This is a genomic window from Ruegeria sp. CDSB136, from assembly GCF_059610965.1.
On sequence record NZ_JBXWOP010000025.1, the window covers coordinates 1 to 22,530 of the forward strand.

The 22,530-nt window shown below is 56.9% G+C and carries 19 protein-coding genes and 2 pseudogenes; 16 read left to right on the forward strand and 5 right to left on the reverse strand.

Translation table 11 applies throughout. The features are described 5' to 3' along the window. Positions 1–29 precede the first annotated feature (29 nt). Both AC2FIR_RS21280 and gcvA read right to left on the reverse strand, forming a co-directional pair. Positions 30–176 (reverse strand): annotated as a pseudogene (locus AC2FIR_RS21280) (hypothetical protein); the annotation flags it as partial. 221 nt (positions 177–397) lie between these two features. Further along, on the reverse strand, positions 398–1,333 hold the full coding sequence (gcvA, locus tag AC2FIR_RS21285) for a transcriptional regulator GcvA (protein ID WP_170612474.1): 936 nt from the start codon (positions 1,331–1,333) through the stop codon (positions 398–400). Positions 1,334–1,474: 141 nt separating this feature from the next. Between gcvA and AC2FIR_RS21290 the strand changes: the two genes are divergently transcribed. The 4 genes from AC2FIR_RS21290 to AC2FIR_RS21305 all read left to right on the forward strand — a co-directional run bounded on the left by AC2FIR_RS21290 (position 1,475) and on the right by AC2FIR_RS21305 (position 5,077). Next, complete coding sequence (locus AC2FIR_RS21290; protein ID WP_496747524.1) at positions 1,475–2,116, forward strand: pyridoxamine 5'-phosphate oxidase family protein; 642 nt, start codon at positions 1,475–1,477, stop codon at positions 2,114–2,116. Positions 2,117–2,129: 13 nt separating this feature from the next. Then, the gene (locus AC2FIR_RS21295; RefSeq protein ID WP_321250110.1) at positions 2,130–3,092 is read left to right on the forward strand and encodes an alpha/beta fold hydrolase; all 963 of its coding nucleotides are present in this window, start codon (positions 2,130–2,132) and stop codon (positions 3,090–3,092) included. 116 nt (positions 3,093–3,208) lie between these two features. Continuing rightward, complete coding sequence (locus AC2FIR_RS21300; RefSeq protein ID WP_480912439.1) at positions 3,209–4,048, forward strand: PhzF family phenazine biosynthesis protein; 840 nt, start codon at positions 3,209–3,211, stop codon at positions 4,046–4,048. Between the two features lie 252 nt (positions 4,049–4,300). Continuing rightward, positions 4,301–5,077, forward strand: a complete 777-nt coding sequence (locus AC2FIR_RS21305) for an alpha/beta hydrolase (protein ID WP_496747521.1) — start codon at positions 4,301–4,303, stop codon at positions 5,075–5,077. Positions 5,078–5,255: 178 nt separating this feature from the next. Here the strand turns inward: AC2FIR_RS21305 and AC2FIR_RS21310 are convergent, their stop codons facing one another. The 3 genes and pseudogenes from AC2FIR_RS21310 to AC2FIR_RS21320 all read right to left on the reverse strand — a co-directional run. After that, positions 5,256–5,831, reverse strand: coding sequence for a lipid-binding SYLF domain-containing protein (locus tag AC2FIR_RS21310; protein WP_496747519.1), 576 nt, complete (start codon positions 5,829–5,831; stop codon positions 5,256–5,258). Positions 5,832–6,274: 443 nt separating this feature from the next. Further along, positions 6,275–7,549 (reverse strand): TAXI family TRAP transporter solute-binding subunit, encoded by a 1,275-nt coding sequence (locus AC2FIR_RS21315; protein WP_496747517.1) that lies wholly within the window; start codon positions 7,547–7,549, stop codon positions 6,275–6,277. A gap of 118 nt (positions 7,550–7,667) precedes the next feature. Beyond that, positions 7,668–8,202, reverse strand: a pseudogene (locus AC2FIR_RS21320) (transposase); the annotation flags it as partial. A 281-nt stretch (positions 8,203–8,483) separates the two neighbouring features. Here AC2FIR_RS21320 and AC2FIR_RS21325 point away from each other — a divergent pair. The 12 genes from AC2FIR_RS21325 (at position 8,484) to AC2FIR_RS21380 (ending at position 22,490) form a co-directional block, all read left to right on the forward strand. Continuing rightward, positions 8,484–9,500 (forward strand): substrate-binding domain-containing protein, encoded by a 1,017-nt coding sequence (locus tag AC2FIR_RS21325; RefSeq protein WP_496747515.1) that lies wholly within the window; start codon positions 8,484–8,486, stop codon positions 9,498–9,500. A 98-nt stretch (positions 9,501–9,598) separates the two neighbouring features. After that, a complete protein-coding gene (locus tag AC2FIR_RS21330) occupies positions 9,599–11,113 on the forward strand; it encodes a sugar ABC transporter ATP-binding protein (RefSeq protein WP_496747513.1) in 1,515 nt (504 codons plus the stop codon). A gap of 14 nt (positions 11,114–11,127) precedes the next feature. After that, the gene (locus tag AC2FIR_RS21335; protein ID WP_480527160.1) at positions 11,128–12,123 is read left to right on the forward strand and encodes an ABC transporter permease; all 996 of its coding nucleotides are present in this window, start codon (positions 11,128–11,130) and stop codon (positions 12,121–12,123) included. Beyond that, the gene (locus AC2FIR_RS21340) at positions 12,123–13,103 is read left to right on the forward strand and encodes a sugar-binding transcriptional regulator (RefSeq protein ID WP_496747512.1); all 981 of its coding nucleotides are present in this window, start codon (positions 12,123–12,125) and stop codon (positions 13,101–13,103) included. Before AC2FIR_RS21335 ends, AC2FIR_RS21340 begins: the two co-directional genes overlap by 1 nt. Next, positions 13,093–14,088, forward strand: coding sequence for an aldo/keto reductase (locus AC2FIR_RS21345; protein ID WP_496763075.1), 996 nt, complete (start codon positions 13,093–13,095; stop codon positions 14,086–14,088). The genes AC2FIR_RS21340 and AC2FIR_RS21345 overlap by 11 nt, the downstream gene beginning before the upstream one ends. A 33-nt stretch (positions 14,089–14,121) precedes the next feature. Then, positions 14,122–15,843, forward strand: coding sequence for a glycerol-3-phosphate dehydrogenase/oxidase (locus tag AC2FIR_RS21350; RefSeq protein WP_496747509.1), 1,722 nt, complete (start codon positions 14,122–14,124; stop codon positions 15,841–15,843). After that, entirely contained in the window at positions 15,834–16,676 is an 843-nt protein-coding gene (locus tag AC2FIR_RS21355; protein ID WP_170816877.1) for a class I fructose-bisphosphate aldolase, read from the forward strand. The genes AC2FIR_RS21350 and AC2FIR_RS21355 overlap by 10 nt, the downstream gene beginning before the upstream one ends. Beyond that, entirely contained in the window at positions 16,669–18,180 is a 1,512-nt protein-coding gene (locus AC2FIR_RS21360) for an FGGY-family carbohydrate kinase (protein WP_496747507.1), read from the forward strand. The genes AC2FIR_RS21355 and AC2FIR_RS21360 overlap by 8 nt, the downstream gene beginning before the upstream one ends. Positions 18,181–18,184: 4 nt before the next feature. Then, positions 18,185–19,195, forward strand: a complete 1,011-nt coding sequence (locus AC2FIR_RS21365) for a zinc-binding alcohol dehydrogenase family protein (RefSeq protein ID WP_496747505.1) — start codon at positions 18,185–18,187, stop codon at positions 19,193–19,195. 19 nt (positions 19,196–19,214) lie between these two features. Continuing rightward, positions 19,215–20,828 (forward strand): GMC family oxidoreductase, encoded by a 1,614-nt coding sequence (locus AC2FIR_RS21370; protein WP_480912417.1) that lies wholly within the window; start codon positions 19,215–19,217, stop codon positions 20,826–20,828. A gap of 3 nt (positions 20,829–20,831) precedes the next feature. Next, positions 20,832–21,116: a putative quinol monooxygenase gene (locus AC2FIR_RS21375; protein ID WP_480813336.1), complete on the forward strand. Its 285-nt coding sequence runs from the start codon at positions 20,832–20,834 to the stop codon at positions 21,114–21,116. Positions 21,117–21,473: 357 nt separating this feature from the next. Continuing rightward, the gene (locus tag AC2FIR_RS21380; protein ID WP_496747502.1) at positions 21,474–22,490 is read left to right on the forward strand and encodes a sugar ABC transporter substrate-binding protein; all 1,017 of its coding nucleotides are present in this window, start codon (positions 21,474–21,476) and stop codon (positions 22,488–22,490) included. Positions 22,491–22,530: the final 40 nt, after the last annotated feature.

Here is a 22,530-nt window from a genome sequence, read left to right on the forward strand (position 1 = left end):
TGCCGTATTGCCGCGACAGTGCGTTCTTGTCAGCTACGAGACGAACTTCGTCTTCCCTTGCACGTGGCTGATACCGTAGTGTCGAACGATGCTGCCCCGGCAGACAAGCCACCATGATACCGACGTCTCCGTTTTCCAGGAGACACTGGGAGTTGCCAATGCGACCCTTTGCGTGTTTTCGCGCTACAGCGCGCACGTCGATGTGTTAGAGGCGGTTAGTCTTGGTTAATCTGGTGTTAAGTAAGTCTCGATCTTGCCATTGGTTAGCATTTGGCCAAAGGCGACTAAGCTGAATTGCGCAGTAGTGGTTAGGAACGGCGGAAGACTGACATTTGCCGCGTTCTCGCAATACTGCCCTCGTCGCCTGCATCCCAGCCATTCGCAACAAAAGGAAGCTCTAAGATCTGCTCGAACTTACGCTTTCCATTTCGGGGTCTTTGAGCTCTCGCAACATCCAATCGCGAAGCGCGGCAATATTTGGACGTCGAGAATGCGCCTCTGGATAAACAAGGTGAAATGTGGACCCGAGAGGAATTGCCAGATCAAAAAGTTCAACCACGCGCCCGGCCTGGACATCTTTTGCAGAAAGAAACCGCCAACCCAGAACAACGCCAGCGCCATCGATGGCGGCTTGTAGCCCATGATCCGGAAGGCTGAAATGCATCCCACGCGTGGCGTCCACGTCTTGCGTACCGCTGGTGTCCAGCCAAGTCTGCCAAGTTGGCGCGTTGGGATCAAAGTCCATTGAATGATTGTGCAGCAGAACATGTTTCCTCAGATCAGACGGCGTTCTGATCGCATTTGGCCCTTCCAGCAGGCGCGGGCTGCACATCGGGATCACGGATTCATCAAAAAGCTTGATGGCTTCAAGACCGGGCCATTCTCCATGCCCAAGCCGAATGGCGGCGTCAAAATCGTCGCGCTGGAAATCGACAAGACCAAGGCTCGTCGAAATCCGCACGTCGATATCGGGATGCTGAGAATAGAATTTCTGCAGCCTTGGGATCAACCACATGGCGGCAAATGTAGGCGCCACGGTCAACGCCAACGAGCCCCCCTTGTCCGCTTCTGCCACATGCTCCATCGCCTGATCGAGGTTTGCAAACACTGTTTGCAGCTCCTTGGCCAAGAGCTGCCCCGCCTCGACAAGGACCAGGCCTCGCGCTCGCCGTCGAAAAAGAGAAACACCGAGAAACCCTTCCAATTTCTTAATCTGGTGACTGATCGCGGCCGGCGTCACTGACAACTCTTCGGCTGCTGCGACAAAACTGAGATGGCGTGCGGCGGCTTCAAAGGCGCGAAGCGCGTTGAGGGGATAGTTTTTCCGGATCATATCTTTGGCTAAGTTTTTCTAATCCTGCGATAGATATAGTCGTTTGTCAAACCGCCCAGGGGCTCACAAATTTGGCACTACAAACGGCCCACTCGGGCGGATCACTTAAAAAAACTAACTAACGTCCGAAAGGAAAACGCTATGGCACGAGCCTTCGCGACCATCGCCTTTACACCCGCTGTCCGCTTTCAGCAGTCGCGAATGGGTTCGGCGGAGACATACAGCAAATTCTTGGCCAACGACGTGGCATACCCCGATGAGCTCGGCCCCCAAGAGGTCCGCTTCATCGCCGAACGAGACGGGTTTTATCAGGCTTCGGTGTCCCAAACTGGGTGGCCATACGTCCAATTCCGCGGCGGCCCGACCGGCTTTCTGAAGGTGCTGTCATCACAAACGCTCGGCTACGCCGACTTCCTCGGAAACCGACAGTACATCAGCACCGGGAACCTATCGGGCAACGATCGGTTATCGATGATCCTAATGGACTACCCCAACCGCCGCCGACTGAAAATCTGGGGACGTGCTCGCCTGATTGAAGGCGCCGACAATCCCGAAGTTCTGGGTCAGTTTCACGACCAATCCTATCCGGCGCGTCCCGAGCGCGCAGTCCTTATCACCGTTGAGGCCTTCGACTGGAATTGCCCCAGCCACATACCGCGTCGCCTCACGGTTGATGAGGCACATGAAGAGATTGCGGCGTTGCGCCGTGAAAACGAGGCCCTGAGGGCCGAATCCATTGCCATGCGTGCCTTCAAAGCACCCGGCTCTCCAACCAAACCCTGAAAGGAACTGATCAATGACACAACGGTTGCACCCTCCCGCACTTGCGGCGCTTCTTGCTGCTACAACACTTTTGCCAGCGGCCCTGCCCAACAATGCTATCGCGGCTGAAAGCCCATTTGCCGTCAACATGAAGTCGATGGATATCGACGGGCACACCATTGCATATCGCGAGGCCGGAGACCCCTCGAACCCTACAGTCCTGCTTCTTCACGGCTTTCCCACTTCATCGCACATGTTCCGCGAACTGATCCCAATCTTGGCCGAAGAGTACCACGTGGTTGCTCCAGACTATCTTGGCTTCGGTGCATCGGACATGCCTTCCGCCGAAAGCTATGACTATAGCTTTGCCAATGCAGCAAACACAGTCACGCGTTTGATCGACGCAAAAGGGGTCGATAGCTACGCCGTCTATCTGATGGATTACGGCGCGCCCATCGGCTACCGGATGTTTGCCGAACACCCCGAACGTGTTACCGGCTTTATCATTCAGAACGGCAATGCTTACGAAGAGGGATTGCGGGAGTTCTGGGACCCAATCAAGACATATTGGGCCGACCCAAGCGCCGAGAACGGCGATGCATTGCGCGGCTTCCTGACCCTTGATGCTACCAAATGGCAATTTACCCATGGTGTTGGCGACGTCTCGACGGTAAATCCCGACAACTTCTGGCACGTCCAGTATCTGCTTGACCGCCCAGGAAACCAAGAAATCCAGCTTGAGATGTTCTTGGACTACGGTGCCAACGTCGCGGAATACCCAAAGTGGCAGGCCCTGTTCAGAGAGCATCAGCCTCCGGCGCTGATTGTATGGGGAAAGAACGACCACATCTTCCCGGCTGAAGGTGCCCACCCCTACAAGGCTGATCTAGATGACGTGGAGTTCCATCTGCTTGATACAGGGCACTTCGCTCTCGAGGAATATGGCGATGTCATTGCCGTCGAGATGCAAGATTTCCTCGCACGCATCAATGAATGACCGTAACCGGCCCTGGCGTGTCACTACGCCGGGGTTTCAATGCGCACGAGCAGAATTGGCTTCGCGGCTTCTGGCTGACTGTTCCAAGGCTGCAACGGCAGAAAAGGACCAAGATCATGAAAGATAAAACGAACCAGCATGTTTTCCGTGTTGCGGCCTTCTCCGATGGCTCCGAAGGTGGCAATCCCGCGGGTGTCGTGGTCGGAGAATCGCTTCCCTCCGAGTCCGAGATGCAACGTCTTGCAAAGGAAATCGGTTATTCTGAAACTGTATTTGCCGCACCTCAGAATGACGGTTGGCGGGTGCGGTTCTTCTCCCCGGAAGAAGAGGTGGCTTTTTGCGGGCATGCCACGATTGCACTGGGTAGCGTGCTGGCCGAGCACAATGGGCAGGGCTTGATACAGCTCAACATGAACGCGGGCCGCATAACCGTCGAAACAAATGCTGACGGAAGCACCACTCTGACATCGCCCGCCACCCGTAGCGCCGCGGCGGATCCGGCCCTAGTGAAGGCTGCGCTTTGTCTATTCGATCTCAAAGAGACTGATCTTGACCCCGCCCTTCCTTCCGCGCTCGCCAACGCGGGAAACAACCATTTGCTAATTGCGCTTCGAGACAGGCGCACGCTTGCAAAGATGTCTTATGATTTGGCCGAGGGGGCGCGGTTGATGCGGCAGTATGATCTGACCACGATCAACCTTATTTGGTCGGAAACGCCGCGCCGTTTTCACAGCCGCAATGCATTCGCAATCGGTGGCGTGTTCGAAGATCCTGCGACAGGGGCCGCCGCCGCTGCGCTGTCGGGGTACCTTCGGGATATCGGCTGGCCTCATGACGGCGAGATCGAAATCGTGCAGGGCGAGGACATGGGAGCAAGGTCATTGCTTCATTCAATCATAAGCGCCACGCCTGGTGAAGGAATTCGAGTCTCGGGGAGGACCCGGTTCTTGAAATGATAGCACAGCCCAAGCCTTCAAGCCTCCCAGGGCGCTACCCTCAAACATCGCGGGCTTCCCGAAAAAGCCGCCCAAGCTGATGACAAAACGGCTTTGTCCGCACAGCGGTTGTTCGGTTAAACTTGCCCTGGGTCCGCCTTGCAAACGTAAAGGATCAAGGCACCTTGCCGCCAAATTAGATCTGGCAAAATCTAAATGGGCCATCCGACGGCATTGCGTCCGTCTTCTAAAAGTCATCCGTGGAGATATTGAATGCCGAAAAAAGACAGGCCTCCGGTACTTCTATTGACAGGTACAAACGCGGCCGCGTGGACGATGGAGAATGTTCGTACGTCCTATGAGGCATCGGGATATGCCTGCCACAGCATGACCTACCGCTATCATGACCTTCCAACCGGTCCAGAGCGCGATAACAAACTGGTCGGGTTGAGTATCGCGGATTACGTAGATGACGCGAGGCAGTTCATCAAAGAAATCGGCGAGGCTCCGGTTGTCGTAGGTCACTCCCTTGGCGGCGTCGTTGCACAACTGTTGGCGGCTGAACGCGCGGTGAAAGCTGGCGTTCTTCTGAACAGCAGCGTGATGAACGGTGTTTTGGCAACGACTGACGGAGAACGTGATCTGGGGAAACTTTTCATTTCGTCCGGTGCTTTCTGGGAACACGCGCTTGGACAGGACTTAGATCTTCTTTCAAAATACGGTCTGAATACACTGCCGGACGATCTACAGCGCGACATTCACGCACGTCTTGGCACCGAGTCCGGTCGCGTGCTGTTTGAACTTGTCTTCTGGATGTTCGATGCGCGCCAGACGACCCTGATCGATCCTGAAAAGGTAACCTGTCCTTTGCTATTTGTTTCGGGAACCGAAGACAAGGCAGTTGCGACAAGCACGGCAAGGAACATGGCTTCCCTATATGAAACTGCAGATTTTCTGGTCGCAGAGAGGGCTTGTCACTACCTACAGTTCGACGAAACATGGCCCCAGACAGCCCGGAAGACGCTGGAATGGCTTGAACGGGCAGTCTGAAGACACTTCCTTGGACGAGACACGTTGCAGCCGTCAAGTGTGGCTCTGAGAAAGCCCCTGATGTCCTTGCGAAGAATCGAACCCGACCTCCCAGTTTTTGAATGCTCGGCACCAACAAGTTTTCGCGGAACTCAGATTTATTTTGGGTTCCGCGAAACTTCGTTTATTACGTTCCGAATTATTGTTCGATTTCGATTTTTTTGAAACGAGACCCTTTCCAGCTCACATCGGCCATCAAACCCTTTTGGCCAAAAATGAAGGATACAATATCGCTTTTGAGGTTAGTGGTATCCAAGTCGCCTCCAGCGCCGACTTTGGCGACGGCCACTGATGCATCCACACCCAATTCCCACTCGCGGTCATTGCTGGTGAACTTTGCCAACGCGTCGTCTGTATTCAGCGCCAAAATCATGGAATGAGACTGTATTCCGGCGATGAACCCTCCCTTTACGCCGAAGGTGTTGTAGTACAGCTTTTCATTGGCTCCGGTGACCAGCACACATCGACCGCCTTCGGCGCCAAAACCAAGGCCGGCTTTGGTGATGCTCGGACAAACCAAAACACCCTTGGCACTCGCCAGCACCTCGTCGGCACCTTTTGCATCGGCTTTGAACTGGGCTAAAGTTGCGTCTGCTTCAGCGTCGAGCTTTGCAGCGTCTTCTGCCGTGAATTTAGCGGATGCCGTATTCGCAAAGGCAAAGACAAACAAAAAGCTGGCAAAGACGATCATCAAACGATTGTTGAATGCGTACATTTTTTCCTCCCTAAAGGTCAGGAACCGAGAAATCGGTTTGCGCGTGCAAACTGCACAGAAGTATTAATACCAGACCCCAAATGAGTCACCTAGACAGATACTCAATACATGCGTTCCTCAGAATTCCTCCACGTCTATTGGGTTTGGATTGAGTTCAACGCGGTCGTCTGAGCGCTTCTGTCTGATGCCCAAGAAGCGGCTGAAACCGGACGCTCAATTCCAGTCAGCACTGCGGAAACCTCTGCCTTGACGTCCCACTGACCGCTATACGGAAACCGGACATAGGTTTGAACAGGTCCTACATCCGAATTGCGGGCGAACCGGCTTTTGTTCGAGGCGCGTTTGACGGTGCAACTTTACAACCCAACCACGAGGTGCACCCGACCAGCAGTTCTTCCTCCGGACGTCGGGGAGCGAAACGAGATAGTTCACTACGACAAAAACTAGGGCTCTTGTTGCCTATTGGCGCGGTGGCGTTCGATTTCCTGAGCAATAAGCTCGATGTGCAGCCGCGCGTCGTAGGCCTTCTGCCGGTAAGCGAGTGGCAAGTTCAAATTCGCGAGTGTCGCAGATACGTCATCGAGTTTCTTCGCTACAGCTTCAATCTCCTCGGCCGTCGCAGCGTCGTCGATTTCTGCTTCCAGCGATGCAATGTGTTGATAGTGTCGCCAAACTCTTCGGTTTTGGAACCAGATGTAAAGGGCCGGAACGAGACGCAGCAGCGGCGCAAGGAATAAAATCGGCAAGAGAAAAAGCAACACCCGACCAAACTGGGCCGCAACCCAAAATGGAAAGATATCGTGAAGAATGTTGGGCCCAGAGTTGATCATGTGCCAAGCGACGTCATTAATTGGGGCCGGAGGGGAATTGGTGTTTGGAAACTCCTTGGCCGCTCGCAGAACGGTTCGGTCTGCGTGGATTTTGTTTGCGCTATGAACAAGCCTGTCGACAACAGCCGGGTGCAGCTCGTTTGTCGCGATCATCGATGCAGTCAAAGTCAGTATTTTGACATCATGCGCGGGTCGCGGCGGGGCCAAAGAGGTTGACCCGGCTGGAACAACAACGGAATGGCCGCTGACAAATCTGAAAGACAGGGCGTCGATCAAGGCCATTTGGATCAGATCCAGCTTGGGGTCGACTATGGCCTCTGTCAGGTATGGCGCATCCAGAGGCGACACAAACAAGGCTGCATCCGCCTCGCCAGCACGCAACGCGTCTATGGCCTCGAATCCGCCAATTTCCTGCAATTCGATGCCCGAGTCCTGAAGGCCCGCGGCTTCTATGAGTGCCAGTGCTGCGGCACGTGTGCCTGATCCGACTTGTCCAGCAGCCAAACGAATCCCGCGCCAATCTCCGGGATATCGGCCAACTTGCGCGGCGGAACGTCTGAAAATCACCAGCGGTTCAGGGAAGAGAGCCCCGAGTGACTCTAGATTCTCTCCTCTGGGAAGAGGAATGCCGCCCTGCACAAAGGCAACGTCCACATCTCCGTCAATGAGCCTTTGAATGTTCTCGACGGAACCAGCAGTTTCCACCAGCTCTAACGATATGTCGTCCCTGGCAAGCTTGGACTGATACTCGAGGCCAATCCGCCAATACCCGCCGTCTTTTGGCCCAGTGGCAAGCCGAATGTTCTCGGGCGGAACAAGGCTACTGATAAGAAGAATAACCAAAACAACAACGAAGACGGGTACAAGTAGGATATAAAACAGTCGCATCGGTCTTCTTTGAAGTTGACGAGATCTCGACGATGATCTGTTTTGTTACAACTGTTTGTCAATTATTGAGCGCGTGCACCCCGTATCAATCAGGCGCGTGGATCAGGCGTCGGTCATCAAATAGACATTCGACACGATTGTCGTTCACTCCGCTGCCGGCATCTTTCAGCGAAGCCGCAATCCGGCGACAACCGTGGCGGTCTTATTGTCGGGTGAGTTCGATCATGTCGGCAGCCAGCCGGTCTTAAACGGCACGGCCTCTTGGAACCGTGCGCTGCGTCGAACGGTTTTTACGAAACCCTCGACAGGCCCACGCTCTGAGTTGTGGAACTGACTTCGCACATGTTCAATGCAGGCACGACGACGCTAAGGGCTTAGTAGTTTGCCCGCTCGGCCTCCGAAAGGTTCAATTTATCCAGCGTCGGATCGGACACTGCCTGGCACAGACGCTCATTTTCCTTCTGAAGGCGCTTTAGTTCCTTCAGTTGGTCAGTTCCCATACCGCCATATTACTTCCGCCAGCGATAGTCCTTCTGCTTGGTTATTTGCACTTGGCGAATGGCATCTACACGTCGCATCCCTTGACCGCATAGCACCTCAACCTGCCGTAGTTTCCCGACGATCTCTTCCGGTGTGTGCCGCTTGATACCCATATTTGACCCTCCGTTTCCAACAATACGGGCAGACCGCTTCAGTGGCGGAGAATTACTGAAGTCCGGTACGCTACGTTCCCTTTCAAAGATAGCCATCCAGAGTATGGTGACGAAATAAATTTCAAGGACAAAAATTTTTGTCAAAAATTATTGACGCCACCGGTGCATCACCCTTAGACAGGGAGTGTGCAATAAACATCACATATAGAAATTTCTTGCACAGTTGGTGCTGAACGAACAATGCGCCGCAGTCGCAGGAGCATTCTGCAGGGAGGAAACCAATGAACATCAAGAAGGCAAACAGTATTATTGCGTCCGCCGCGTTGGCGGTTGCCGGGGCTTCTGCCGCGCCAGCGCAGGCCGAAAGCATCATGTGCGAACCCGATGAGACATACATCATGAACGTGATGGTCTCGGGTCATCCCTATTGGGTGCCGGTATACCAGGGCTTCAAACAGGCTGCCGAGGCGTTTGGTTGCAAAACCGTGTTCTCAGGCACGCCGGATTACGACATCACCAAGCAGATCGCCTCGTTCGAGCAGGATCTGGTGAAGCAGCCTGCAGGTGTTCTGTTGCACCCGATGCAGTCCGATCCATTTATCGAGCCGATCAATCGCGCTGTCGACAATGGCACCGAGATCGTCACCTTTGCCGCCGACAGTCCAAGCTCAAAGCGCACCGGCTATATCACCTCGGACAACCATGCCGAGGCGAAGTTCGCGGCAGAAGAGATCGTCAAGCAAGTAGGTGACAGCGCCGAATACGCGGTTCTCGAGAATCCGGGACAGTCAAACCACGATCTGCGCGTCACGTCGCTGATTGCATACATGCAAGACAATTATCCGAACATGAAACTGGTCGGACGTCAGGCCACGAACCAGGACAGCAATGCGGCCTATCGCGCGACAGCCTCGATCATTCAGGCCAATCCGAATGTGGCGGCGATCTGGATTCCCGAAGCGGGTTCTGCCGAAGGTGCTGTTGCGGCGAAACTGGAAGCCGGCTCGGACCTTCTGATCATGCACGCGGATGTGACGCCCACCACGTTGGAACACATCCGAGCGGGCAACATCCATATGTCGCTGAACCCAAACCAGGGTGTACAGGGCTTCATGGGCTTCATGGCGGTGCATCTGGCAAACCGGTCGGACATTTTCGATCCGTTCAACGATTGGCGGACCAGCGGTTTCAACCCGGTTCAGATACCGTTCGTGGACAATGGCTTTGCAGTCATCACCAAGGACAACGCGGACAGCTTTGACCTGAACGTCTACATGGAAGGCCGCGATCCGGCCTGATCCGAGAACTCCCCGACGAACCGCCCGCGCAGTTCCAAATCAGTTCGCGGGCGGTTCAGGACATCAACCAAAAAAGAGACACCCGAACAGGTGGTGCAATGCAAGACGATGTGATCCTTCGGATATCGAACCTCAGCAAGTCTTTTGGCCCGGTCAAAGCACTGCGCGGGATCGACTTTGAACTCCGCAAAGGAGAAATCCACGCGATAGCAGGGGAAAACGGTGCAGGAAAATCGACACTGATGAACGTGATTGACGGGATTTTGCAACCGGACAGCGGCCAGATCGTTCTCGATGGCAAGCCGGTCAAAATCTCGTCACCCACGATGGCGCAGCAACTGGGTATCGGCTTTGTCCATCAGGAAATCGCTCTGTGCCCGGATGTGTCGGTGGCCGAGAACATCTTCATGGCCAAAACCAATATCAGCCGGTCATGGCTGATGGATTACAAAAAACTGGAGCGTGATGCGGTCGATGTGTTCCGCCAACTCAGCGACATCGATCCTTCGGTTCTGGTTAAGAACCTTTCGATCTCCAACCAGCAACTGGTCGAGATTGCAAAGGCCCTGACGCTGGATTGCCGCATTCTGATCCTTGACGAGCCCACAGCCGCACTCACGGAATCCGAGGCTCGGACCCTGTTCGGGATCATGCGCAATCTGGCGGATCAGGGGATTTCCATCATCTATATCTCGCATCGAATGGTCGAGATCTTTGACAACTGCGACCGGGTTTCGGTGTTCCGGGATGGCCAGCACATCGTCACGCGGAATGTGGCCGACATACAGCCCGGTGACGTGGTGAATGCAATGGTCGGACGGGTGATCGATGACCTGTACCCCAAGAAACAAGGCACCCCGTCAGACGAGGTGATCCTGGACGTGCGCAACCTTACCGAGGCGACGCGGTTCCGCGATATATCGTTCACCCTGAACAAGGGTGAAATCCTGGGCATTGCAGGACTTATCGGTGCAGGCCGCAGCGAGATCGCAAAGGCAATCTGCAAGCTGGAAGGGGATGCGTCCGGACAGGTTTGGCTGAATGGCGAAGAACTCAGGTTGCGCAACTATCAGGACAGTATCGCCAAGGGGATGGTGTACCTGTCCGAGGACCGCAAAGGCGATGGGGTTTTCCTTGAATTGCCAATCGCCGCCAACGTCTCGGCCCTGAAGCTTGAACAGGTTGCCAACGGACTTGGCCTGATCCAGCCCGCCGCAGAAACGGCCCAGGCCGAAGCGCTCGGGCGCAAGCTGAACCTGAAATGCGGATCGTTGAGCGACCCGGTGTCCTCGCTTTCGGGCGGAAATCAGCAAAAAGTGGCGCTCGCCAAGATGCTTTCGGTCAACCCGCGTCTGATCTTTCTGGATGAACCGACCCGCGGTGTCGACGTTGGCGCAAAGTCTGAAATCCACCGCATTCTGCGTGACCTCGCGAATGAGGGCGTGGGGATCGTCGTGATTTCTTCGGAATTGCCCGAACTGATTGGTGTCTGCGACCGTGTGCTGGTTGTGCGTGAAGGGCGCATCAGCGGGCAGGTCACAGGCGACAAAATGACGGAAGAAAACATCATGCATCTGGCTTCCATTGCGGAAGTGCAGGCTTCGGTCGCATGAGCGGAGGGACGAATATGGACAACACCGTGAACCTGACCCAAGCGGGACCCGCCGAAAGCATACCGCCGCTGAAACGCCTGTTTCAAATGCGCGAAACGGGGTTGATTGTCATCATTCTGGCGTTGTTTTTGATCATGTCCTTCGCCTCACCCTATTTCCTGACCTGGGCCAATATGCGGGCGATGTCGATGGCCTTTGCGGTGGACGGACTGCTGGTGATCGGCATGACAATCCTGCTGATCTCGGGGGGGATCGACCTGTCGGTCGGTTCGGTCACAGCGCTGGCCATGGTGATCGCCGGGTGGCTTTTCCTGAGCGGGGTGAACCCGTGGGTAGCCTCGGCCATGGCGATCGCTCTGTGTACGGCCATCGGGGCCTTCATGGGGTTCTTCGTAACCCGCGTTGGGCTGCATCATTTCATCGTATCGCTGGCGATCATGGTAATTGCGCGGGGGGCTTGCCTGTTGTTCACGGGTGGACGGCCGCTGGGGCTATACACCCTGCCGCCCGAGTTCAAATTCATCGGACAGGGATCTGTCGGACCGATCCCGATAGTGATCATCATCTTCCTTGTCTTCGTGATCGCCTTTGATTTCATGCTGCGGCGCACGACCATGTTCCGGAAAGTGTTCTATACCGGTTCCAACGAAAAGGCCGCGGCCTATTCGGGCATTCGCACGAAGAAGGTGATCTTTCTGACCACCACGTTGTGTTCAACGCTCTGCGGCGTGGCGGGCATCATCTACATGGCCCGGTTCGGCTCGGCGCAGCCGACGTTCGGGTTGGGGCTGGAACTGACCATCATCGCCGCTGCAGTGATCGGCGGGGCCAGTCTGAATGGCGGCTCGGGGTCGATCCTTGGCGCAATCCTCGGCGTCATCCTGTTGTCGCTGGTGTCCAGTTCGCTGGCGCTGCTGGACGTGTCGGTCTACTGGCAGGACATCATCCGTGGGTCGATCCTGCTGGCGGCGGTCACCATCGACCACTACCTGAACAAGAGGCGCGGGTGATGGTGGACAAGAAGAAAGACTTCGAACTGATCCGGCAGATCCACACCGTTCTGGTCCTGCATTACCTGGAAGGTCAGAAGCAGGCCGATATTGCCCGGACGCTGAACCTGTCGAACTCGAAGGTCAACCGTCTGATCACGCAGGGTCGCAATATGGGCATGGTGAAAATCGATATCGAAAGCCCGTTCGAGACGTTGATGGATATCGAACGTGATCTGGCCCGGTCGACCGGTCTGAACGACGCCATCGTCACCCCGTCGGTCGCTGGCAGCGCCGAGACGACGCTACAACAGGTCGGCCGCGCTGCCGCCAATCATCTGGTTGAAACCCTGCGGGATGGGGATGTCATCGCGATCACTGGCGGCAAGGCTGTCAGTGCAACGGTCGAGGCGCTGAAACCCGAGCGTGATTTTGACGTGACCGTTGTACCGCTGACGGGGGGTATTCAGGGCAAGTACTACACGGACGTTAACCATCTGGCGACGCAGATGGCAGACCGGTTGGGCGGCAAAACCATGCTGTTGCACGCACCGCTGTTCGCCGAAAGCCGTGAACAGCGCGACATGCTGGAACAGGTCTCCTCGATCCGCGAGGTACTGGACCTGGCCCGCCGGGCAGATGTCGCTCTGGTCGGGGTCGGATCGATCGAGCCGGAAGGTTCCAGCTATTACGACCTGCACCCTGTGCCCGAGGCGGATCGCAAGATGCTGGTGGGCATGGGCGTGATCGGAGAGCTCCTGGCCCATCTCATCCATATCGACGGGTCGGTGTCGAACTATGCACTGAACTCACGATTGGTGTCGGTTTCACCATCCGATCTGGCGCAGTGCTCGCGCGTGATCGGGGTCAGTGCAGGGGCGCAGAAAGTGCAGCCAATCAAGGCAGTGCTGAACGGAAAGTTTCTCAACTCGCTGATCCTGGACGAAGATACAGCGACCGCAGTCATACAGGAAATGGAAGGAACACGGGATGTCGCATGAGATGCTGACACGGGAAATCGGAACGTCTGGGATCGAAGCGTCGGTCATCGGGCTGGGCACATGGGCCATCGGTGGCTGGATGTGGGGCGGCACGGACGAGGCGAAGTCCATTGCGGCAATTCAGGCCTCGGTCGATGCGGGGGTGACGCTGATCGACACGGCCCCCGCTTATGGTCAGGGCGTCGCTGAAGACATTGTGGGCAAGGCGCTAAAGGGTCGGCGCGACAAGGTCGTGCTGGCCACGAAATGCGGGCTGGTCTGGCATACGCAAAAGGGAAACCACTTCTTCGACTATGACGGCAAGCCGGTGCATCGCTATCTGGGCAAGGACGCGATCATCCATGAGGTTGAGCAGAGCCTGACCCGCCTGGGCACCGACTACATCGACCACTACATCACCCACTGGCAGGACCCGACCACACCCATTGCCGAGACGATGGAGGCGCTGGAAACCCTGAAACAGCAAGGCAAGATCCGCTCGATCGGGGCCAGCAACACCTCGGTCGACGAGGTACGGGCCTATGTGGCCGCGGGGCAGTTGGACGCCATCCAGGAAGAATACTCGATGGTCAAGCGCGATATCGAAGGCACTTTGCTGCCGATGTGCCGTGAGAATGGCGTATCCGTGCTCAGTTATTCCTCGCTGGCACTGGGGTTGCTCAGCGGCAAGATCGGTCCGGATCGTGAGTTTACCGGCGATGATCAACGCAAGGACAACCCGCGCTTTTCCATGGCGAACCGCCAGAAGGTGGCGGACCTGATGGCGACCATCGCACCGATTGCCGAAGGGCATGACGCGACGCTGGCACAGACTGTCATCGCCTGGACGGTACAGCAGCCGGGGATCACCTTCTCACTTTGCGGTGCGCGGGATGCAGCACAGGCAGTCGAGAATGCGAAGGCAGGGCGGCTGCGCCTGACCGAAGCCGAGATCGCCGAGATCGACACCCAAGCCCGCGCGCATCTGAGCGATCTGGACAGCTGAACCATCGAAGCCTTCGCGAAAAACAGGACCATCATGTCAGAACAACGACAACAACACCTGACAAAACTGCGCGAGAACGCCGCGTTTGACGTGGTGGTGATTGGCGGGGGCGTGAACGGAATCGGTGTCTACCGCGATCTTGCCCTGCAGGGACTTCGGGTGCTGCTGGTTGAACGCAACGATTTTGCCTCGGGCTGTAGTGCCGCGCCATCCCGGATGATCCATGGTGGCCTGCGCTATCTGGAAAACGGCGAGTTCGATTTGGTGCGGGAGTCGCTTCAGGAACGTGATGCGCTTTTGGTGAATGCTCCACACATGGTGCGGCCTTTGCCGACGGTGATCCCCGTAACCTCGGTCTTTTCCGGAATGTTCAATGCCGCGGCGAGCTTTGTCGGCCGGCATGGCAAACCCTCCAGCCGCGGGGCGGTGCCGATCAAGCTGGGTCTGTCGCTTTATGACTGGGTGACGCGCAAGCGGCGAATTCTGCCCAGGCATCATTTCAACAGCGTTGGTCGCACACGCAAGGACTGGCCCGCGCTAACGCCAAAAGCCACACGTTCAGCGGTGTACTACGACGCGCAGATCACCCATCCCGAACGTTTATGCGTTGAAATGATCCGCGACGTTCAGATCGCGGTCCCGGAATGCGTTGCCCTTAACTACGCGGAGATGGCAACAGATGGCGATGGCTATTCAGTGATCGACAGGCGCAGCGGCGAGACTCTGCAACTTGATCCAAGGGTAATCGTAAACGCGACCGGCGCTTGGCTGGACGATACCGTGCAAGTCCTGGGTGGCACCTTGGATGAGCAGATGGTCTCGGGCACCAAGGGCTCGCACCTGATCGTCGAAAACCCGGCTCTGTTTCAGGCGCTTGGTGGTCATATGGTCTATTTCGAAAACACGGACGGGCGGGTGTGCATCGTGTTCCCCTATCAGGGCAAGGTGTTGGCCGGATCGACTGACATCCGCGTCGAGAAAGCCGCGCGGGTGCGCTGCGAGCCGGAGGAACTCGACTACATCCTCGGCTCACTTCGGTTGGTTTTTCCCAAGATCAAGGTCACGCCCGACCAGGTGGTGTTCAGCTTTAGCGGCATCCGTCCGTTGCCACGCAGCGATCACGATTTCACCGGTCGAATATCGCGCGGCCATTTCACGCGACGTTTGGACGGAGATGTTCCCCAGTTCTGCATGGTCGGCGGCAAATGGACCACGTTCCGCGCTTTTGGAGAACAGACCGGGGATGAGGTTCTGGCCGAGTTGGGCAAGCCCCGGCAAACTTCGACCCTGGGGCTTGCCATTGGCGGCGGCGCGCAGTTCCCCGATGATCCGCGGACCTTGGAAATCCGGCTGGAAGAAGAATTCCACGTTACACCTGATCGCGCACAACACCTGATCGGGCACTACGGCAGTCAAGCGGATGATGTTGCGCTGTTCTGCCAGTTGGTTGACGACACGCCTCTGGCGGAAGGCTGCTCTTACACCAGGGCCGAGATCATCTGGCTGATGCGCACCGAATTTGTCGAAACCCTGTCCGACATTGTCCTGCGCCGGACCGCGCTGTCCATAACAGGCCAGATTTCCGAAGTACTGTTGGACCGGCTGGGTGGCATCTTTGTCGATGAACGTGGTCTCAGCCAACAAGAGATTACCAATCAGATCCAAGCCCTGATCCACGAATTGTCCGAGTTTCACGGCGTGTCCGCCGAGGCTCTGACCGCACGAAACAAGGAACGGAGAACAGAATGCGTGTAAGCACCAAGGCCCGGATGAACCGGATGTTCACGAACGGGGGATGTCTGGATGTGGCGATCGACCACGGCGTTTGCAACGAGCCCAGCTTTATGGTCGGGCTGGAGGATATGGCGGGTGTTATGGACACGCTGATCGGGGCCAGGCCGGACGCGATCCAATGTGCCTACGGGCAGGCCGATCTGCTGCAATCGCGCCCCGAAAAGGACAAGCCCGCGCTGGTGATGCGGATCGACATGGGCAACCCTTACAACGATCAGCGCCACCGGGTGATGTGGTCGATGCTGCAAAACGCAGACGAACCGATCATCGGCGCGCTGGAAATGGACGCCGCCGCCGTCGTTGTGAACCTGTTCATGCTGCCGGATGAGCCTGAACTGTTCCGCCAATGCGTCGAGAATATCAGCAAGGTGCGCGCAGCCTGCCACAAATACGGGATGCCGCTGATGATCGAGCCCCTGGTCATGCTGCCCAACGATGTGCGCGGAGGCTACCAGGTGGATGGCAATGCCGAGAAGATCGTGACACTGGTGCGTCTGGCCTCGGAAATGGGGGCCGACATCATCAAGGCGGACCCAACCGAGAACCCCGAGGATTTCCACCGCGTGATCGAGGCCGCCCGCGTGCCGGTTCTGGTGCGTGGTGGTGGCAAGGAAGACCTTAAGACCGTTCTGATGAAGTCGGCGGCGCTGATGGCACAGGGCGCGCAGGGCATGGTCTATGGCCGCAATATCTATCAGCATGACAACCCCAAGGCAGTTGTGGCCGCTCTGATGGCGATGATCCACAATAACGCAAGCGGTGAAGAAGCGTGGGATATCTATAACAGTGGCTGAGAACGGGTATATTCTGGGGCTGGATGCAGGAAACACAGTCATCAAGGCTGTGCTTTTTGACCTGCAGGGGCGCCCTGTGGCGATGCAGGCGCTGGACGGGCAGTCCTCGACGCCGCAGCCAGGGCATGTCGAGCGTGACCTGAACGAGTTGTGGTCAAATGCCCGGCAGGTGATCGGCGGATGTATCGACAAGGCCGGGATAACCCCTGACCAGATCATCGGCGTTGGCTGTGCCGGGCATGGCAACGGGCTTTACCTGCTGGACAAGGCGGGCGCGCCGTTGATCGGCATCCAATCGCTGGACACGCGCGCCGCATCTCTGGCTCAGGAGCTTTCCGAGGTGGCCGGCGACGCCTTGCACGCGTTGTGCCTGCAAAAGCCGTGGCCGTCACAGACCCCGGTTCTTCTGGCCTGGATCAAACGGAACCGACCCGAGCTTTATGCGCGAACCGGCACGGTTATGCTGTGCAAGGATTTCATAACCTACCAGCTGACCAGTGAGCGGGTCAGCGAGATTTCGGACATGTCAGGTTGCGGCATGACCCGCATGCCCGACTGCACCTATGACGACGGCCTGCTGGCACTTTATGGCCTGAGTGATGCGCGCCAGATGCTTCCGCGCCTGATCGATCCGGCGGATATTGCCGGAACCGTCAGTCAAAAGGCCGCCGTCGCAACGGGTCTGGCCGAGGGCACACCGGTGATCGGCGGCTATTTCGATGTGGTCTCCAGCGCGATGGGTTCGGGGGTCGTGCGCGCCGGAGAGGCTTCGATCATCGCGGGTACCTGGAGCATCAATCAGGTTTTCTCGGATGCGCCAGCGGTCAATGACGACTTGTTCATGGTGTCGGGTTTTGGTCCGAACCGGTTCGTGAATATCGAGGCCAGTGCCACGTCGGCGGCCAATCTGGAGTGGTATGTGCGCGAGTTCGTCGAACGCGGAGGTCATCATGACGACCCGTTCGGGCACTGCAATGCCAAAGTGGCGGAGGTTGATCCCGCGCCAGACGATCCGTTTTTTCACCCCTTTCTCTACGGCTCGGGACAGGGGGCGTCTTTCCGGGGCGGGTTCTATGGAGTCGCGGGCTGGCATGGCGAAGGCCACATGCTGCGGGCCCTGTTCGAGGGCGTCTTGTTCGAGCATCGCCGCCATATCGAGGTTCTGAAAACCGCAGGCGTCGGATTCGACCAGGCGGTTCTGTCTGGCGGCGGCTCACGCAGCCCGGTCTGGCCGCAGATGTTCGCGGATTGCCTTGGCGTGCCGATCTATGTGGCCGAGGCGCAGGAAACGGGCGCTTTGGGCGCGGCCATCGGAGTAGCGGTGGCGACCGGAATTTATGAAACATACGAAGACGCGATTGGTCAGATGACCCGCTGCGACTCTGAGTTCCAGCCGAATGCGGCGATGCAGCGCCATTACGACACCCGGTACGCCAAGTATCTCGGGTTGATCGAAGCGATGCGCGGGTTCTGGGACGACGCTCAAACGACATTTGAAAGGTAGAAAAATGAAAGCTGTAGGGTTTCTGAAGTCACTGCCGATTGAAGCACAGGACAGCCTGTTGGATGTCGACCTGCCGGAACCGGTCGTGCTGCCAAACGATCTTCTGGTGGAAATCGAGGCGGTCTCGGTAAACCCCGCAGATGCGAAACGGCGCATCCGGACAGCCGCCGATCAGGATCATGCGGAGCCGTTCATTCTTGGATACGACGCGGTTGGGATTGTCCGCGAAATGGGCGCAGAGGTCACTGGTTTTTCCAAAGGCGACCGGGTCTGGTACGCGGGTGATGCCAATCGTCCGGGATCATATGCAGAGTTGCAGGCGGTTGATCATCGGATTGCGTCCGTGGCACCGTCCTCGGTCAGCCCCGAAGCAGCAGCGTCGCTTCCCCTGGTGTCGCTGACCGCGTGGGAAATGCTGTTTGACCGTCTGCAAGTGCCCGCCAATGAGACTCCCGCCAGTCTGCTGGTCATAGGCGGGGCCGGAGGGGTCGGATCGATCACTTTGCAACTGGCGCGGAAGCTGACTGGCCTGCACCTGATCGCAACCGCCTCGCGCCCGGAAACCACCGAGTGGTGCAAGGAAATGGGTGCGCATCAGGTGGTGAACCACCGCGATCTTGTCGCCGATTTCCGGGCCGTCGGGCATGATACCGTGGACTACATCACCCAATACGCCGATACCGCGCAGCATTGGGACGCGATGTGCGAACTGATCGCGCCACAGGGACGGATCGGGACCATCGTCGAGACGGATGAAAAGCTGGACATCTCAGCCCTGCAAGGCAAATCTGCCGCATTGATGTGGGAGCTGATGTTCACGCGATCTCTGTTTGGCACCGCGGATATGGCGCGTCAGGGGCAGATATTGGCGCGGGTTGCCAGACTTGTTGATGACGGGATCATTCGGACAACTGAAACCAAAACGCTGCGGGGCTTGTCGGCGGACACGCTGAAAGAAGCTCATGGGATCATTGAAACCGGCCGCATGATCGGCAAACTTGTCGTCGCGTATTAATCAGAAAGACCAGACATTCATGACAGACGCCCGGCAACTTGATGGGGACTACGACTATATCATCGTCGGCGCAGGCACGGCCGGATGTGTTCTGGCGAACCGATTGACCGAAGACCCCAAAACACGAGTTCTGCTGCTCGAGGCAGGCGGTTCAGACAACTACCACTGGGTGCATATTCCGGTTGGCTATCTCTATTGCATCGGCAATCCACGTACCGACTGGATGATGAAAACCGCGCCCGAACCGGGGCTGAACGGGCGTTCTCTGGCCTATCCGCGCGGTAAGGTGCTGGGGGGATGCACGTCGGTCAACGGCATGATCTACATGCGGGGCCAGGCGGCGGACTACGATCACTGGCGGCAGCTGGGAAATACTGGCTGGGGTTGGGATGACGTGCTGCCCTATTTCCTGAAATCCGAGGATCACCATGCCGGGCGGACCGACATGCATGGGCATGGCGGTGAATGGAAGGTCTCGAAACAGCGTTTGGAATGGGACATCCTTAGAGCCGTGCAGGAAGGCGCCAAGGAGTTCGGCATTCTGCCGCGCGCCGATTTCAACGATGGCAATAACGAAGGTACGGGTTTTTTCGAGGTCAATCAGCGTAAAGGTGTGCGTTGGAACACGACCAAAGGCTTTCTGCGCCCGGCGATGAAACGCCCCAACCTGCGTGTTTTAACCCACGCCGAGACCGAGACGCTGTTGTTCGACGGCAAACAGGTAACGGGCGTGCGCTATCAGCACAAAGGCGAGCGATGCGAAGCTTTTGCCCAGGCCGAGGTGTTGCTGGCGGCCGGAGCGGTCAACTCGCCCAAGATTCTGGAATTGTCGGGTGTCGGGCGAGGCGATGTTCTGGCTGATCACGGAATCGCTCTGCACCACGAAAGCCAAGGTGTCGGCGAGAACCTGCAGGACCATTTGCAGATCCGGACGGTGTTCAAAGTCCAGAACGCAAAAACTCTGAACACGATGGCGAATTCCCTGGTTGGAAAGGCGAAGATCGCTCTTCAATACGGTCTGACGCAATCCGGGCCGATGTCGATGGCTCCCAGCCAGTTCGGCATGTTCACCAAATCCAACCAGGATCTGGCCACGCCAGATCTGGAATACCACGTGCAGCCCCTGTCCACGGACAAGCTGGGCGACCCGTTGCACCCGTTCCCGGCGATCACCGTATCGGTCTGCAACCTGCGCCCTGAAAGCACGGGCACCTGCCATATTCAGGCGGCGGATACCAAGGCGCAGCCTGACATTCGCCTGAACTACCTGTCAACCGATAATGACAAACAGGTCGCCGTGAAATCCGTGCGGCAGGCGCGGATGATTATGACGGCGAACGCTCTGAAACCCTATCAGCCGCAAGAAATCCTGCCCGGTCCGGTGATGGAGTCCGAAGACGACTTGGTGAAAGGCGTCGGGGATATCGCCACCACGATTTTCCACCCCGTCGGCACCTGCAAGATGGGGTCGGACGCCTCAGCCGTGGTGGGCGCGGATCTCAGGGTGCATGGGCTGAAGGGATTGCGGGTGGTCGACGCGTCGATCATGCCGAAAATCGTTTCGGGAAACACCGCGTCACCTGTTGTGATGATCGCGGAAAAGGCGGCGGATATGATCCGCAAGGGAGTCTGACAAGTGTCGGAAGTCGTGATCATCGCGCGGATCGTGCCGGAAGACGGCCAGTGGGAATTGTTGCGCGCTGCCATAGATGATCTGGCCGCTGCCAGCCGCGAAGAGGCGGGAAACAAAGGCTATGACGTGTTTGTTCCAGCCAGCCGACCGGCTGAGTTTCTGATCCATGAAATCTGGTCAGATGCCGAGGCGATTGCCAATCACGGGCGCATGCCGCACATGGCCAGGTTCAAAGAAATCGTAAAGGGAAAGGCCCAGATTTCGGTTCAAAAACTGGCCAAAACCTAAGGGCCAAGGGATTCGTTTTTCTGATTTTTTGCTGAGTTTCCGCAATATTATTTTCTCTGTCATAGTTCTGGTGACAGAGGGGCAATTCGCATGTGGAGTATGCAAGACATGGGTGTAAAAAATATACAATAAAAACAACAATATACGCGAAAAATATACTGGCCGATCTCACGGAACATCTTAGCCGCAGAACCGCCAAAAACGTTGACTGTGCACCTCAGAATGATAATAATAACAATCACTGCAATATATTTCAGTTTCAATTCCTGAGGAGGGGCATTGGCTGAGATCGCGGCTCCGGAGCGCTCTGTCCCGGATCGACCGCACTCTGGAGAAAACAAAAGGGAAGAGAAGAAAATGCAGCGGAGGAATGTATTCAAGGCCGGCCTGCTGGCAACAACACTGACGTTTGTTGGAGGCGCCGGAGCCTTTGCCGATGATAGCAAGCGGATCGCGTTCTTTGTATCTGACTTGTCGAACGTGTTTCACCAGTCTCAGGCCGCCGAGGCCGAGCGTTACGCAAAAGAAAAGTACGGCGCTGAGGTGGTGGTGTTTGATGGCCGGGCGGATTCAGCCGTCATGACTCAGAACGTTGACCAAATTGCAGCAGGTGGATTCGATGCTGCCACACTGCACATCTGGGATGCCGAGGCCGCCACACCCGGTGTCGAGGATGCGCTGGCAGATGATATCGTCATGACCTCGTTCTTCAGCCCGATCACGGATACCGGCATTCCGACCGCACGAAGCGATGAAGCCGCCGTGTCGTTCGAGATGGGCGCGCAAATGGCCAAGGCCTGGAAAGAGGCACATCCCGATAAACCTATCGTCATGGTGCAACTGGGTTGGCCAAACCATACCGAAGTCAACTCGGGCCGGACCGCGCCATTTGCCGAAGGTGTCCTGTCGGTTGATCCCGACGCCGAAAATCTGGGCGCGCTGGATTCCAGCAAGGGCCAGGAAGCAGCCAAGCAGATCATCGTCGACCTGCTGACACAGCGCCCCGAAGTGAACCTGATCTATTCCGAAGCATCGAACCTGACCGTGGGAACGATGGCCGGGCTGGCGCAGCTGGGGCGCGGCAAGTTCGACAATGGCAAGCCGCTGACCGAGATTGTGGCCAGTGTCGACTTTGACTCGGTCGAGTTCGAACAGGTTTATGATCCTGCTTCCAGCCTAAAAGTTTCGATGGGTCTGCCGCCTGTGGAAACCGCGCAGGGCCGGATTGACCTGATCATGGATGTGCTGGACGGCAAGATCGAACGGACCTCGGACACGGCGGAAGAGTTTTTCTACAAGGCCTACACTGTTTCCTACTGGTCCATGCCAAAGGAAGAGGCCGAGCAGTGGCTGAAGGACCAGTTCGGTGGCTGAAGGGCGTTGACTGAACCAGGCTTTGGCAAACAGGTCCGTT